A 14661-nucleotide genomic window follows, 5' to 3' on the forward strand; every position below is an offset into this window, starting at 1 on the left:
TTTGAAACTTGATTGTACTCTAGCTTGCAAAAAAAAATATCTGTTATGACCAAACAACGAAAAGAATTTATTACACACTGCAAGTTATCCGGTTTTAGCGATAGCACAATTAGAGACTACGTGAATGGAGTTGCTAGTCTTGCAAAAAGATATAATAAAAATCCGGCAAAGCTAACTGAAAACCAAATAAAAGATTTTCTTGTCGAATTGCGAGACCAAGGCAAGTCTGATAAAAGAATAGCAGGTGTTTTCTATGGAATCAGAAAATACTTTATCTCCATTAATCAAGAATACAAAATCAAATCAATTCCTACACCAAAACGCGTTTACCACATTCCTACAGTGATGAGCTTAAATGAAGTGAATATAATTTTGAGCGTATCTAATGGTGCAAGAGAAAAACTTATTACAGGCATTCTGTATGCGTCTGGAATTCGCATTGGAGAGCTTGCAAACCTACGACTTAAAGATTTTGATATTGATAGAAAAACGCTATTCATATCCAATCCTAAAAATGGCAGACCAAGATATGCAATCTTATCTACAAAGTCTATTGATCTATTAAATTATTATAAAGCTGTTTACAAGCCGAAAGACTACCTATTTTTCCGAGGATCGAATAAAAACGATCCAATATCAATCAGAACCTTGCAACTAATCTTTCAAAATATCGTAAAAAGATCGAAGATAAATAAAAAAATAACTGCACACACGATGCGACATTCCTTCGCAACTCACCTTCTCGAATCAGGATGCAATATACTAAATATACAAAAACTATTAGGTCATGCGAACCTTTCAACTACAGCGATCTATTTGCATGTAGAAAGTTCTACTTTTCTTAGTGTAAATTCCCCCTACGAAAATGTTGATAAGGAAGCGTCAAAACCTGAGTTTTTTATGGGGCAACCTGGACTAAATTTTAGATATCAATTCTCTTGATTTTATATTATTACTACTTGCGAGGAGCTCAATCGCGGTTGTCGATCGCTGAGCCTCCGAACGAGAAGTGATCGATGGTAAGAAATTCTGCTGATCGAATTGAGCCAGTTCAATTGCAGTTATACAAAAATTGTTTCGAGTCCGCTTAATTGAAGATAAATGGCGCCGGTGGATTTCGATAGAGCAGAATTATACAGCCCACATTCTTGTCTCTTGTTTATTATATATTTAATCTTACAAATGACTAATTGATTTATGGTCAATGGCGTTTTTGGCTTCGTCAAGCGTAACGAAGGAGTTTTGAGCAACTTCAATTATGTTTCCTTCAATATCTGAAAAGTAAAAGAAAAGTCCAGCAAACGGAGGCTCTGTCGGTTCCTTCAAGATTTTAACTTTGTCTTTCAGTTGCTCGTAAATTTCCAAGACTTCTTCTTTTCTGTCAACGTTGTATCCAATTATCACGGAGCGAAAATCTTGATCTTTATGATCGACTCCAATGAAGCTCGCAAGCATTTTCCGGTCACAAATGCTTAATAAAATTCCATTAAGCTTATAAAAAACAATGTCATTATTTTCGGCTATGGTCGTCCAACCTAGAACTTGTCCATAGAAATTTTTCATTGCGGCTAAGTCGTGTGCGCCAATTGTCAATACACTGATTCTTTGTTCCATATGATTGTATTAAGTTATTTAGAATATCTTAATACTACTCCGCTTGTTTTAAGTCCGAATATTTTCGTCCACCATAAATTAGTGTCCAAATTGCAAAGGCCATCTCTCCTAACATGCTTGGGATTGCAACAAGCATGAGAAAAATTGCAGAATAATCTACATAATTTTCAATTAAAATGTGAGAACTTGTATCGACCAGATACATTATTCCTGCTAACATTAACATGATTCGTATCCATGCAGGACCTTGAAATATTTTTGATAACAATACTAAATGAATTCCAAAAAAGAATAAACCTATTAACCATATGTTATCAAATTGCTGAACATTTTGAATGATTTCGATTTCTTCCCGAATATTCAATATATTTGTCAACGAGAAAACTGCAATTGCCATTATGACAGCATGAATCAATCTAAAAAAATTACTTAATAATGAAAGATCATGAGAAGAATATATTATTAATAATGTCCAAGCTATTACAACATCAAACACAACTGTGATAATAAAAGCCATGATTCCTAATCGAACGCTCATGCTATTTTCCAAGACTGTAGTGACCGGATTATTCTTGAGATCTTCCAATACCTGGAAATTTGCATAAATAGCTGCAAAAAAAATTATTATATAGCTAATACCTGTTAAAATTGATAAATTGCGTATTTTCACTCTAACCTCTTACCTTTTTTAAGAAAATAATTGATTATGTTATTTGCGTAAAACAAAATATCCTTAATTTCTAATACTTTTCAGACTTTAATATATACGAAAATATTTGGAAATGATTTTTTGACTATATAAACAAAAAAAATAATAATATTAATTGATGGCTAACTTTTAGTCGCTCTGACGTATATTCCAGCTTCATTTCTGAATCAATTACTGAGCTTTAGGAAATGATTCAGAACTTGTTCAGGTTATTCAATATTTCTAAATTTCCATTCAGAACGTTAATATCAACGGGACCAGAAATTCCTTCAATTCGTTCCGTACTTTTATATTGCCAGATTAACCATTCAATATTTGAAAAAGCATTTGGATGAAAAAATATATTTCTAATCCAAATAGGGTGGTTTAGGAAATTATCGTCTAGATATGTTTCTATAAACTCATTTGTTAAATATAATATTGTTTTTGTTTGATAGTGGTTTTCAATTAACTCAACATAAATTGAAATTTCTTTTTGGACATTTTCAATCTTAGGTCTTTCTTTGCAATTTCCAACAAATTCTAAATCTACAACAGGAGGTAATGAATCAAATTCCTTTGGGACAGTTTGAATAAAATTTTCTGCTTGCTCGGATCCAGTTTTGCATAATGTAAAAAAATGATATGCACCGACTTTAAAACCATGTTTCTTGGCTTCATTCCAATTGTACAGGAATGATTTGTCTTTGAAATCTCCACCTTCAGTTGCCTTTATATATGCAAAAGAAATGTCATTTTTAGGGATCAAACTCCAATCTATTTTCCCTTGATGATTGGATACGTCAATTCCTTTTATCGGATATTGTGATTTCGAGGGATAAACAAACCAAATTAATCCTAAATCTAAAGCTTTGTACAACATTAAAAAAGATATAATTGAAATTCCAATTAAAGTTAATAATTTTGTTTTCATAAATTTATCCTGTGGTTTTGGCTCATAACTAGAAAAGTTTGTGTTGTTCGAGCTTCATTATTCTGTATAAAATTTTAGTAACTCCATGTATGGGTCACCAGACAGGTTAAGTGCAATTGCAAATGCTTGCTCAGTTTTATGTCCTTGTCGTTTGAGTCCAATAATTTGCTGTCTGAAGTTTTCTCCATACTTTTTTAGTAAATTATATTCAGCTATTAAATGTCTATATGCAAATTGTTGCTTTGTCAAAATATTTTGTCCAAAAATTTCTATTCGAAATTCATCTACAAAAAAGTTGGCTACTATTGACAAAGTATTGTAATTTTGCGATTCTTGAATTGTAAAACTGCTTTCTTTACAAAAGTTTTGAGTTACTGAATTATAAAACTCTAGCTTGTCCGTAAAACAACAAATGATGTCAAGATCGCTGTTTTCAATGTCGATGTTAATTGGAATTGTTCCTACAAGTATTGGATCAAACTGTTTGAGCTTTGATAAAATTTGGTTGTTGGTCAATATAGAAAACGCTTGCCGTTGCCGATTGTTGCCTTCTTTTAAATAGTCTATTGAATCAAATTTCATACTCAGATACTATATTTTTAAATTATCTTTTCTTTCTCTATTTTTATAGAAGAATTAATGTTCATTCCCTTTATAAATCCACATTGGTTCTGTCAAACCTGCTCTCGTAAAGCCAACCTTTTTGTAAAAATCTATAGCCTTACCGTCTGCTGTTAGCATTTGCATATGGAAATGATCATATTTTTCTTGCATTTTTTCCATTATCATTTTTCCGATTCCTTTACCTTGGTATTGAGGATGAACCAGTAAGTGAGGGTCGTAGACTACTAAGTATCCATCAGAAATAGCATTGCCTATACCAATTAATTTATCTTTATCTCAAGCGGAAACCAATGAATGTGAATTTGTCAATGCATTAAATAGATCTGTTGGTTTGTCTGCTGAGCTCTATTCGTTTGCTTTATACAAACCAATAATTTTATTAATGTCAATATTTCGATTTTCTGAGATTACTATTTTCATTTTTGTTTGACCGTTTTTTTAGCTCTATTGGTAAAACCTGAAGAAGAGGAATGTGTCTAAGACCGAGCCAGTAATCCGGCGATGCGGCAAGCGAAAGTTAACGGTAGTGCCCATTTCTAAAGCTTCAAAAAATAATGATAAAATTCATCATCTCTTACATAGCCGGTTGTTGCATATAAAGCCTGGGCATTTTCGTTCGTTCTAGATGTAGATAGTTCTATTCCTTTAAGTTCAGTCGAAACCGCAAAATCATTTACGTGTGCTAAAATACGTTTAGCTATTCCTAATTTTCGATATTCATTTAATACAAATAAATCATTCAAAACTATCGCTCTGCCCATAGATAGAGAAGAAAATGTTGGATATAATTGTGTAAATCCGACAATTGCATTTTTTTTAATATCTACTGCAATAAAGATTATGGATTGGAAATTAACAAATCTTTCAAAAAGAAACTTTCTAGCTTCCTTTATATTTGATTCTTTTTTATAGAAAACTCGGTAGAGGTCAAAAATTTTAGATAGACCATCTAAATCTTTTATTTCTGCTTTTCTTATCTCGATATTTTGCAAAATTTGATCCTTTGATTATTTTTATTCAACAATTCTGATAATATTCTATCTATTTTATTAGATTTTTCCAATTTCCATATTCCATGTAGGTTTTAGTCTGTTCCATTATTTTATTTCCAAATAATTTTTCTACCATGTATAATGAAAGGTCTATTCCAGCGGATATCCCAGCTGAACTTAGTATTTTACCGCTATCTATAAATCGTTCGTTTTTTATTAATAAAGCTTTCGGTGCAATCTTAATCATATCTTCAAAAACTTCATGATGGGTCGTATACTTTATATTATTAATCAATCCAATTTTGCCAAGCAATCTTGAACCTGAACATACAGTAAAAGTAAACTGGGAAATTTCGTAGCTATTTTTGATCCAATTAAGAATAGTATCGTTTTCTAAAAGATTTCTTGTTCCTGTTCCGCCTGGTATTATAAGTATATCAATCTTTGGACAATTCATTATATCAAAATCTGGATTTACTTTTAAACCGTTCACAGTTTTTATTTCTAATCTCTTTTCTGCTACTGTAAATGTATTACAAAGATCATATTTATTTAGAGCATTCGTAACTGAAAAGACTTCGAAAGGACCGGCAAAATCCAATAATTCTATATCATTAAATATTAATATTCCAATGTTTAGCACAAATTTATCCTGATGAGAGTTGTTTATGGCATTGCGAAAGTTATATGCTGGCATTTTTTAATCTAATGATTGACACAATTTCATTAAAATAAATCTTCTTGAATAAAATTGTAACTTGTATCAATCAAATAATTTAAGTAGTCTTCAAAACTATCTGCTATTACTATTAATTCATCTGGATCATGCAAAAATCTCACAACTTGACCATACTTTCCTTTGGGAGATGGGCTGAAATCTATAAAAAGTTGAGATGTGCCACCATTATTCATGCAATCTGAGAAATGAAGCCATTTTAATGATTTTAACTTATTTGTAATTCTATCATCTATCTCGACTTCCTCATATTCTCTTTCTATATATTCTGAATAGTATTCAATTGCAATATTCTGATTTTTTATGATTTGTTCACATGATAATAAATAATAAGGATACTCTAGAACATCAGAGCCAAGAAAATAAAAAGTTATTTCTTCTCCAGCATATTCCCTATAGTATGTTCCATCAACAAAAGAAAGAATATCAATTAAAGAAGATGGAATACCAGGATATATTTTATTAATTTTTTTAATATCTTTAATTTTGGCTCCGAGTTTAATCTTTTCAAAACGTTGCCAAGCTTCTTCTGCATTATTATTTATATATGATGCTTTTAGACCAGAAATATATTTATCTACTGTACTGTTCACTATTTGTCCTTGTTATATATCATTTAAAAATGTTTGCCCATAAAGAGGAGAGAAGACGCTTCCAGTCGCGCGGAGTTAGTCGCATTTGCAAATATTCTTTTTTAAATATTATCAATACCTAAATACTCTTTAGCTTTTAAAAATATAATTTCCGTTTTTGATTCTTTTATAAAATTTCTAATATTATTTAGAGTTCCATTTAGAGTAAAAAAATTATATGGATTACTTGATAATAGATTTTTAATAAAAGTAGCTCTATCCTCAATTTTAATGTTATTCTCAAAATCCAATATATCTCCTTTTATCAAATTATCTAATCGAATTTGAATATGACATTTATTTATTACAGGGAAAACTTCCGGTTCCAGAGATTTGATAATTATTCCAATATTTAAGTAGATTTGTTTACCAAAAGATGATTTCTGAATGTTAAGAATTTTCACTATATTCTCGTCTTCAAAGATCCAATTTAATTTATTCTTATAAAAGCCATAAGTTTTTAATAATGGTTTAATTGATTCAATTATTTCTTTCAAATATTCCATTTAAATTATTTATTTGCTATGAAAAAGCATTAAGTTGATTGATTTCTGCATTTAAAAGGAAATACAGTCTTAAAAAATGAAGATATATAAAAAAACATAAATTGCAAAATTAAATCAATATTTAATTTCTAAAAAATGAAAACAAGAATTTCGGTACTTGGGTATATTATTTCTTAATTCAATGAAAATGGTCATATTCAAAAGAACTCTGAATCATTTTGATAATGAGGAAAAAAAAGATACAGACTTTCAAACATTTCACAATTTAAATCCATTAATATTATTTCTAGAAAATATCAAATTAATAAAAGTTTATTATAGCACTATAGTACAAATTCTTTAACCTTTAGATTTAGAGTAAATAAATCAAAATAAATTGAAAAATTGGATTGCTAATATATAGAATAAATTGGAAAGTAAATATTCTTAAAAATATGTGAATCGTTAATATAGATTGTCTTTGCAATTGCGAATAACGAGGAGCGTTGCTGTGGTATTCCCCAGATAATGGGGTTCGATCCGAATACATTCGTATTTATTCCGTTATTTGCCATATTGCTTGCCGGTTTGTATTTAACTAGCACAATTAAATTAATAGACGCAGCTAATTAAAAGAGGTCTCCTGAAGCATAATATTATGCTTAGTGTTTCCTTACAGGATCAATAGGTCTGACATCAATGGATAGGTAACGATTAAACTGGATGAGAAAGGTAACGCTTTTTAGTAACCTTTCTTGGCTTTTGAACTTTGTTTGAATTGGAATCAGAAATAAGCAAGAAGAAATCGTTATCTTTAATCCATAATTTGTTATTTGCAAACCAGATAGAGTAAAGATCTCCTTCTTTCTTAATACCGAAATTGAACCCATTAAAAGGATTACCAATCATAATGAGATGTCCGAGCCAATTGATGTTCCTTCTGTCATTGACATGTCTCAGCTTGAATCCAAAAGGATAATTGAGCAAGAGATCGGCATTAGGATCAAAATGCTTTTCAGATTTAACATAGACTTGTTCCGGAGTTTTCATGTTAAGAGACTTATGAGGCCTTTCTCTGTTGAATACAATTCTCCATTTATCGAATAACTTTTGGTGTAGAGTTAAGTTCCCGACGATTTCGTGTTGTAGTTCCCGAGCTTTGTCCTTATGCATTGTTTCATGAGCTCCATTCTGTTAAGGTTTCCCCGGTTCGATTCGATCGATGGTAGATTTATCAGGAGAGTTAATGTGAGGAAACTTTCTTTTATAAAGTTCTACAATTTTCTTTGAACCCCAAAACTTTTTATTGTTCCTGAGCTTAATGAGCTCAAGAATAACCTCTTCCGGAATTTTTTTAGGCAAGTTCATTGGCGTTTTCTTCTTATCTAGAAGTCCTGCCTTACCCTCACTTAAAAACCTTTCTTTACATTTGTATCTACACTTGGTAGATATGCCATATTCTGCTCAGAGCTGAGTGAAATTAATACCTTTCTCAAAGCTCGCATTAACGAATTCTAATCTTAAATCCACGACCTGATTCTCCTTCCAAGGCATCCCAATAGCCCGCCTGTAAAGGTGTTCAAAAAAGATGAATAACCTGAAAGTGTTACCTATGATTTGCTACAAAATCGCTACCCATTTCTTGAGGCTTACATTTTGGCCATTGCGACTAACGAGGAGCGTTACTGCCGTTCGGGATAGCCGAGTCTCCAAAGGAGACGTTGGCGTTGGCACGAGATTGCTTGAGCAAAGCGAAAAAGCAATCGCAGTGACACCCGAATGGGTCTGAAGCTCCGCTTCTTCAAAGGCAAAGGAGCGAAGACGTTTCCAGTAACGCGGAGTTATTCGTCGGATCTTTTTTCTATACTTTCTTTTATAATCAATCACTTTTAATTGATACGCAATTTTAAAAATACAATTCTGACTCAATAATAATCTTTTAAACTTTCCACAAAGTCAAAAACTCTTTCGGAGTAACTACTTTGATTCCCTCTTTCGGATAGTCTTTCTTGTTTCTTGTTATGAAATATTCGATGTCTTTAGTTCTAGCGCAAAAATATTGAATTGAATCTTCAAAATCCTTAATCGTTGAATTTAGACCGAAATCAATAATTTTTTCATCAACAGAAATAATGTGAATGAGATTTTTAAAATCTTTAATTAGTTCCCTAGCTTTTTTTGAATTCAATTGTTTTGATAAAATATAGAAAAGATTCCAAATAATCAAAGATGAAATATATCCTTTGATCTTTTTTTCTTCAATCAGTGATATAATTTCAATTGAATCAATAAAAAATGGCTCTCTACCATATAAAAAATCAATGATGACGTCAGAGTCTAAATAAACCTCTTTCATCATTTGTATTTTCTATCTAAATGTTCTGTGATTTCTTTCCTTGCATCAAAATATTCATGATTTTTAAGAATGCCTGCGTATTTTTTTGTAAACTTAGGTACTCTTCCGAAGCTGCAATTTGTTTGTTTGGAAAGTGTAAATAGGTATTCTTCAACTAGTTTCGAGACGCTTCGATTATTTTTTTTGCAAAATCTTTAGCAGCTTGAATGACTTCTTCATCTATTGATAATGTTAATTTGGTATTCATGATAGTCTACGTAGACAGTAGATTAGATCTTACGTATTGTCAAATGTTTTTTATTTTGATATAATTATATTTTCAGCTTAATGGATCTGAGGACTAACGAATGAGCTTGCCAACGTAGATCCTAGGTGAGCCTCCAAAGGAGGCGTTACCGTTGGCACGTATTCTTGCTCCTGCAAGAATCGTGACTAGGATCTATGTGTCGAAGACCAAGCCGGTATTCCGGCGCTGCGGCAAGCGAAAGTTAAGCGATGTGGCTTCTTCATGAAAATATCAATCTTTATAAACTAAGACTTTTCCTATCTCAGATAAATTACTTGTTCCATTAAATACAGTCTTCTGAACTTCTTCTAAATGCTTCATTGTTTTTCGATCATAATACCGTTCTCCACAAGAACTACATACCGGAATATTTAGCTTAACATAAATAATATCGTTTCCACTATGAATTTCTTCCATGATATCTTTTGGCTCAATACTTTGACTATGACATACAATACATTTCATTTTTTTCTCCTAACTTTATAGTCTATCCACAATGAAGATTCAGGCTCATAGACCGTTATTATGATTGTTGAGTCATTATCAGAATCAAAAGCTGCAACAATATGAATTGGACGATTTTTATTTGTAAGACCATAAATTAAAACACTTGGATATGGTTTATCAGTTAAATATTCCTCTATTATTTCACCTTTTTCAATTGTTTCTTCAATATCGGAATCGGTAATTTGCCCCAATTCTTCATTCATCATCTCAAATTTAGCATGCCTTGAATAGAGAACCCGATTGTTCCGAAAAGCTGACTGTATTAGTTCTAGAAAAACCACTCTATAAACAATGATATTCAATGTGTAGATTCTTCAATGTTTTAACTTTATGGTTTTCTGATTTTTAAAACCTATATTACAAATGAAATGAAAATTTGCTTTTGATTTAAATTTCAAATTTGAGCCATTTCGCTTAACGGTCAGACTATCCGACGTAGATCCTAGGTGAGTCCAGCACCATTTAGTGAGCTATGCGAATGTTTGAAATGGTGCTGGACGGTAGCGTTGGCACGAATTCTTGCAATGCAAGAATCGTGACTAGGATTTATGTGTCGTAGACCAAGCCTGTATTCCAGGCGCAGCGGATAGTCATTGAAAGCAACAGTGTTTTACATTCACGACATTATTGAAAAGTCATATAATCTCACTTTCAAACAAAATATTTTTGTAATTACTTTAAAAATAATTTTTAAAATGAACTTATTAAGAAATCGATAAGATAGCATGGACTGAAAAAATGAAAGTAATTAAAAAACTTTATAGATCTTTTTTTTAATTAGGAATAGAATGTTGCGAAGTTGAAAACTTCTAAATTTTCTTTTTTTACGAATCTTATAATTTTTCTTTAATAAATAAAAAAGCGGACACGATGTCCGCTCTTATAGGCGATGAGGACTAACGAGGAGCGTTGCTGCCGTTCGGGATAGCCGAGTCTCCAAAAGAGACGTTGGTGTTGGCACGAGATTGCTGTAAACGAAGTGAGCAGGGCAATCGTAGTGACACCCGAATGGGTCTGAAGCTCCGCTTCCTTAAGTTCAAAGGAGCGAAGACGTTTCCAGTAACGCGGAGTTATCTGCTGTCCGTTTTAACTTCCTCTCTGATTCTTTATATCTGAAATTAAATTATTGAATTTCTTTCCATTAACAGTTCGGTAAACATCAAAATCTGAATCAAGGGTTATTATATTATTAGAATTGATTTTATGCGCTAATAAAACTAAAGAAGCATACGCAAAATCCATTGGAGTATCTTTATATTTCTTCATGTATTTAAAGATTAATTCGAAGTCAGCATTGTTTATTTCAATTAACTCAATCGCTCCTTCTTTAATCCATTCAATCAAATCTAACTGAGCGGGTTGAATATCTTCTAATAAATATGCTGCTTCGGTTATAACAGATAGGGAAGTATAAAGATTTCCTTTATAATTTTTCAAAAACGCTCTAAATTTTTCTGAATATCTATCACTCCCATCAAAAAATGCAACTATCGGACCAGTATCAATTATTGCATTAATCATTGATTTTTGATTTCAATTTTTCTTTTATAATAGCTTTGTAATTAATTGACTTGTCTGCTTTGCCAGAATTGTATTTTCCGATATATTTTAATCCCAAAGCATATGCATTCTTTGAAACTTCCTTCTTCTTAAGATATTGTAAAAAAGATTCTTTCAGAATATCAGTTTTAGTCTTTCTTTCTAGTAGTGAAAGTTCAGTTAATTTTTCTTCTAAATCTTTTGGAAAGCGTAAACTTATCACGTTGTACCCCTGTATTACCTTTGTATTACATTGAAATTTTATGTCAAATAGAATTTCTTAATTTCTTTATGATTCCTACGAAACATAATTTGAAAATTTAACTTTTAAAAGAAATTCTTAAGATTGGTGAGGAACGGATTGCAGATAACGAGGAGCGTTACTGCCGTTCGGGATAGCCGAGTCTCCGGATGAGACGTTGGTGTTGGCACGAGATTGCTGTGAACGAAGTGAATAAAGCAATCACAGTGACACCCGAATGGGTCTGAAGCTCCGCTTCTTCAAAAGCAAAGGAGCGAAGACGTTTCCAGTAACGCGGAGTTATCTGCAGTCGCATTGAAAAATGTTCAGTTTATTTTTCGATTGCTAAAAATAATGCTTTGTTAATCAACTCTTTCGATAAATGAATTCTTTCGATTTCTAATTTCTCTATCAATGGTTTTATAAGATCAACATATCCTTTCTCTTTGGCTGAAATAAGAATTCCCAAAGTTCCTACAAACTTAACATTCTCTAATTTTGCAATTTTTCTGGCTTTTTTATCATTAATTAGTAAAACTGAGTTAAAAATTTCCTTAGCAAGTACAAGACATTCGGATTCTCCCAGTCCAAGTGACAATCTGAAAGCTTGAAAAGTATTCATGTTTTTACATTGAACAACACGACTCTTAGACCACAGATCTAATTCTTTACTGTATTTTCTGTTTTCCTTGGATACCTCAGAATATACTGAATAAGGTATTATGACTTGATCTGAAACTTTCTCCAACAGATCTAAACGATCCAATATCGAGAATGAAATTAACGGAGATGAATCTGGAATTAAAATCAAGAATTATTTCAATACTTCTAATTCATTTTCCAAATCAGCTGAATCGTAATCAATCACTGAAACCCCGCTGAGAGATAATTTATTCATGAAGTCATTCAATTTCATTGATGAAAATTCAGCGCCTTGTGAGATAGATAGTTTTCCTTTTTGAACTAAGCTTCGAGCAAATTCAAACAATAAGTCATTTTTTAAATTATCTTCATTCTCATTAAGCGCAATAATTAAGTGATCTGGAATTTCTATATTAAGAAGACTCATCGTTTAAGAATCTTTATGTTCTTTTTTTTGTCAAGTTAGAATTAATAAAGAATTTTCTGGCTTAGAGCGATTGCAGATAACGAGGAGTGTTGCTGCCGTTCGGGATAGTCGAGTCTCCTAAGGAGACGTTGGCGTTGGCACGAGATTGCTGTGAACGAAGTGAGAAAAGCAATCGAAGTGACACCCGAATGGGTCTGAAGCTCCTCTTCACTCAAAACAAAGGAGCGAAGACGTTTCCAGTAACGCGGAGTTAAGCGATGTTATTGAATTTACAACTAGCAGATTCTTAATTCACCTATAGAGAAAAATCCAATTATTGAAGGGATGTCTAGAAGAAAAGAAAAGACAACTCCCTTATAAACGATTTCCCAATTTTCACCATTCATTGATAGACTTCTATCAAAAAAAATAAAAATTAGAATCCACCATTCGACAATTCTTATTGGCACTATAGCGATAAAGAAAGAAAATCCATAAGAAGTAAATGAAGTCAAGTTTATCAAAAATCCTCCAATTGCTAAACCTATCAATGTTCTAACAATTCCAACTATCCAAAATTTATCTTTATGAGAATCATAATATGAAGTCATATATATTGAAAATCCTGTATAGCCTAATAATTTTATTAAAATAAATATTAAAAAAGCTCCGGGATTTGGAATGCCTGAATTTTCTAAAAAGCTCATAATTTAAAGACCTTTATTCAATACAATAATTAAGCCGTTCCTAAGTAAAAAGATAAAACGAAATTACCTTTATTTTCTAATGATTAGTTACGTGCTCCAAAACATTTATTTTACTCTTGAAATATAAATTATCAAAATAAACGCATAAAAAATGTAAAATGTAAATAATTAAATAAAGTAAAATTAGGCCATATATTTCTAGTCCTATTTCTTTTATAGATTTTTAAAAATTGGACTATCACATTAAACATTGTTACAAAATATAAAATATATTCTAGATAAATATTGTTATCATATTTTAAATAATCAAAACGCAATATCAATAATGTCGCTTAACGAATGAGCTTGCCGACGTTCCTCGTAGCTGAGCCTCCAAAGGATGTGTTAGCGTCGGCGCGTCTTCTTGCTTTGCAAGAAGCGTGACGAAGAGGAATGTGTCGAAGATCGAGCCGGTATTCCGGCGATGCGGCAAGCGAAAGTTATACGACGGTCGAATTATACTTCAAGAAGATTTTCATGGAATACTTCTTCAAGTCTAATAATATTCTTTAATGTCGGGTTTGATTTATGAGGATCTTCAAATCGTTGATAAGTCTGGTATGCAATATTTAGCTTCGCAGCTATTTGTTTTTGACTTAAACCTTGTTTTTCCCTATTTTTCTTAAGCCATATTGCGAATGATACATTCTTTTCTGGAGTAATAAATTTAATATATTTTCCTTTCATCTTTGATGGCTCCGGTATACTTAGCTTTCTAGAATCAATGGATTCTAAGTATCCAGTTAGTGCTTCCTGAGCATTAGAAATAGCATTCTCTTCTGTATCGCCAAAAGTAATACAACCTGGTAAATCAGGGAATTCGACATTAAAAACTTTGTCATTTAAATCAAACTTAATAATTGCTGGATAATATATTTTCATTTTAAACCTGCCTGTTTTAGTATAGCATTATAAGTTCCATTGGGAATATCTTTATTGCTGTGAACTGGAACAGTAATTGTTTTATCATCTTTTTTGAGAATATGATGTGAACCATTTATTCTATCTAACTTCCAGCCATCTTTCTTCAGAATCTTGATTAATTCTTTTCCTGTCACAATTTACGATACAGTATTTGAACTGTATATGTCAAGTATTAATTTATTGTCCAAAGCTCATATTACGACTGTCGTATAACGATTCAGACTACCCGACGTAAATTCGAGCTGAGTCTCGAAGTGGTACTCCCCCAAAAAACTGGACAGAAAAAATGGTTCTTCGCTAAGGAGAAAC

The 14661-nt window shown here is 31.7% G+C and carries 21 protein-coding genes and 2 pseudogenes; 1 reads left to right on the forward strand and 22 read right to left on the reverse strand.

Features of this window, described 5'->3' with window-relative positions; all coding sequences use genetic code 11:
- Nucleotides 1-45 precede the first annotated feature (45 nt).
- Entirely contained in the window at nucleotides 46-942 is an 897-nt protein-coding gene (locus tag O4O04_RS07375; protein WP_272535167.1) for a tyrosine-type recombinase/integrase, read from the forward strand.
- 234 nt (nucleotides 943-1176) lie between these two features.
- On the opposite strand, the gene O4O04_RS07380 is transcribed toward O4O04_RS07375, so the two are convergent.
- The 22 genes and pseudogenes from O4O04_RS07380 to O4O04_RS07480 form a co-directional block, all read right to left on the reverse strand.
- A complete protein-coding gene (locus tag O4O04_RS07380) occupies nucleotides 1177-1614 on the reverse strand; it encodes a VOC family protein (protein ID WP_272535169.1) in 438 nt (145 codons plus the stop codon).
- A gap of 34 nt (nucleotides 1615-1648) precedes the next feature.
- Nucleotides 1649-2284, reverse strand: coding sequence for a DUF4386 domain-containing protein (locus O4O04_RS07385; RefSeq protein ID WP_272535170.1), 636 nt, complete (start codon nucleotides 2282-2284; stop codon nucleotides 1649-1651).
- Nucleotides 2285-2516: 232 nt separating this feature from the next.
- Nucleotides 2517-3236, reverse strand: a complete 720-nt coding sequence (locus tag O4O04_RS07390; RefSeq protein ID WP_272535171.1) for a glycoside hydrolase family 25 protein — start codon at nucleotides 3234-3236, stop codon at nucleotides 2517-2519.
- 57 nt (nucleotides 3237-3293) lie between these two features.
- Nucleotides 3294-3818: a DUF4269 domain-containing protein gene (locus tag O4O04_RS07395; RefSeq protein ID WP_272535172.1), complete on the reverse strand. Its 525-nt coding sequence runs from the start codon at nucleotides 3816-3818 to the stop codon at nucleotides 3294-3296.
- 54 nt (nucleotides 3819-3872) lie between these two features.
- Nucleotides 3873-4121: a GNAT family N-acetyltransferase gene (locus tag O4O04_RS07400; protein WP_272536041.1), complete on the reverse strand. Its 249-nt coding sequence runs from the start codon at nucleotides 4119-4121 to the stop codon at nucleotides 3873-3875.
- 275 nt (nucleotides 4122-4396) lie between these two features.
- Nucleotides 4397-4852: a GNAT family N-acetyltransferase gene (locus tag O4O04_RS07405; protein WP_272535173.1), complete on the reverse strand. Its 456-nt coding sequence runs from the start codon at nucleotides 4850-4852 to the stop codon at nucleotides 4397-4399.
- A gap of 49 nt (nucleotides 4853-4901) precedes the next feature.
- Nucleotides 4902-5549 carry a DJ-1/PfpI family protein gene (locus tag O4O04_RS07410; RefSeq protein ID WP_272535174.1) on the reverse strand — a complete coding sequence of 216 codons (648 nt, stop codon included), beginning with the start codon at nucleotides 5547-5549 and terminating at the stop codon, nucleotides 4902-4904.
- A gap of 29 nt (nucleotides 5550-5578) precedes the next feature.
- Nucleotides 5579-6181, reverse strand: coding sequence for an SMI1/KNR4 family protein (locus O4O04_RS07415; RefSeq protein ID WP_272535175.1), 603 nt, complete (start codon nucleotides 6179-6181; stop codon nucleotides 5579-5581).
- A 101-nt stretch (nucleotides 6182-6282) separates the two neighbouring features.
- Complete coding sequence (locus tag O4O04_RS07420; protein ID WP_272535177.1) at nucleotides 6283-6717, reverse strand: DUF4304 domain-containing protein; 435 nt, start codon at nucleotides 6715-6717, stop codon at nucleotides 6283-6285.
- A 702-nt stretch (nucleotides 6718-7419) separates the two neighbouring features.
- Nucleotides 7420-7887: pseudogene (locus tag O4O04_RS07425) on the reverse strand (integrase core domain-containing protein); the annotation flags it as partial.
- Between the two features lie 12 nt (nucleotides 7888-7899).
- Nucleotides 7900-8157: a helix-turn-helix domain-containing protein gene (locus O4O04_RS07430; protein ID WP_272536043.1), complete on the reverse strand. Its 258-nt coding sequence runs from the start codon at nucleotides 8155-8157 to the stop codon at nucleotides 7900-7902.
- Nucleotides 8158-8644: 487 nt separating this feature from the next.
- Nucleotides 8645-9064, reverse strand: a complete 420-nt coding sequence (locus O4O04_RS07435; protein WP_272535179.1) for a type II toxin-antitoxin system VapC family toxin — start codon at nucleotides 9062-9064, stop codon at nucleotides 8645-8647.
- Nucleotides 9061-9308: pseudogene (locus O4O04_RS20450) on the reverse strand (DUF6364 family protein). The gene O4O04_RS07435 and the pseudogene O4O04_RS20450 overlap by 4 nt, the downstream one beginning before the upstream one ends.
- Nucleotides 9309-9578: 270 nt before the next feature.
- On the reverse strand, nucleotides 9579-9812 hold the full coding sequence (locus O4O04_RS07440; protein ID WP_272535180.1) for a YgiT-type zinc finger protein: 234 nt from the start codon (nucleotides 9810-9812) through the stop codon (nucleotides 9579-9581).
- Complete coding sequence (locus O4O04_RS07445) at nucleotides 9809-10156, reverse strand: DUF4258 domain-containing protein (protein WP_272535181.1); 348 nt, start codon at nucleotides 10154-10156, stop codon at nucleotides 9809-9811. Before O4O04_RS07445 ends, O4O04_RS07440 begins: the two co-directional genes overlap by 4 nt.
- A gap of 784 nt (nucleotides 10157-10940) precedes the next feature.
- Nucleotides 10941-11375, reverse strand: coding sequence for a type II toxin-antitoxin system VapC family toxin (locus O4O04_RS07450; RefSeq protein WP_272535183.1), 435 nt, complete (start codon nucleotides 11373-11375; stop codon nucleotides 10941-10943).
- Nucleotides 11368-11616 (reverse strand): transcriptional regulator, encoded by a 249-nt coding sequence (locus O4O04_RS07455; protein WP_272535185.1) that lies wholly within the window; start codon nucleotides 11614-11616, stop codon nucleotides 11368-11370. The genes O4O04_RS07450 and O4O04_RS07455 overlap by 8 nt, the downstream gene beginning before the upstream one ends.
- A 349-nt stretch (nucleotides 11617-11965) precedes the next feature.
- Entirely contained in the window at nucleotides 11966-12445 is a 480-nt protein-coding gene (locus O4O04_RS07460) for a PIN domain-containing protein (protein WP_272535186.1), read from the reverse strand.
- A gap of 3 nt (nucleotides 12446-12448) precedes the next feature.
- Nucleotides 12449-12703 carry a UPF0175 family protein gene (locus tag O4O04_RS07465; RefSeq protein WP_272535187.1) on the reverse strand — a complete coding sequence of 85 codons (255 nt, stop codon included), beginning with the start codon at nucleotides 12701-12703 and terminating at the stop codon, nucleotides 12449-12451.
- Nucleotides 12704-12978: 275 nt separating this feature from the next.
- Nucleotides 12979-13389 (reverse strand): hypothetical protein, encoded by a 411-nt coding sequence (locus O4O04_RS07470; protein WP_272535189.1) that lies wholly within the window; start codon nucleotides 13387-13389, stop codon nucleotides 12979-12981.
- A 495-nt stretch (nucleotides 13390-13884) separates the two neighbouring features.
- A complete protein-coding gene (locus tag O4O04_RS07475; RefSeq protein ID WP_272535190.1) occupies nucleotides 13885-14310 on the reverse strand; it encodes a type II toxin-antitoxin system HicB family antitoxin in 426 nt (141 codons plus the stop codon).
- On the reverse strand, nucleotides 14307-14486 hold the full coding sequence (locus tag O4O04_RS07480; protein ID WP_442915934.1) for a type II toxin-antitoxin system HicA family toxin: 180 nt from the start codon (nucleotides 14484-14486) through the stop codon (nucleotides 14307-14309). The genes O4O04_RS07475 and O4O04_RS07480 overlap by 4 nt, the downstream gene beginning before the upstream one ends.
- Between the last annotated feature and the right edge of the window lie 175 nt (nucleotides 14487-14661).

It is taken from the genome of Leptospira sp. GIMC2001, assembly GCF_028462125.1.
In the GTDB taxonomy this organism is placed as follows: Bacteria; Spirochaetota; Leptospiria; order Leptospirales; family Leptospiraceae.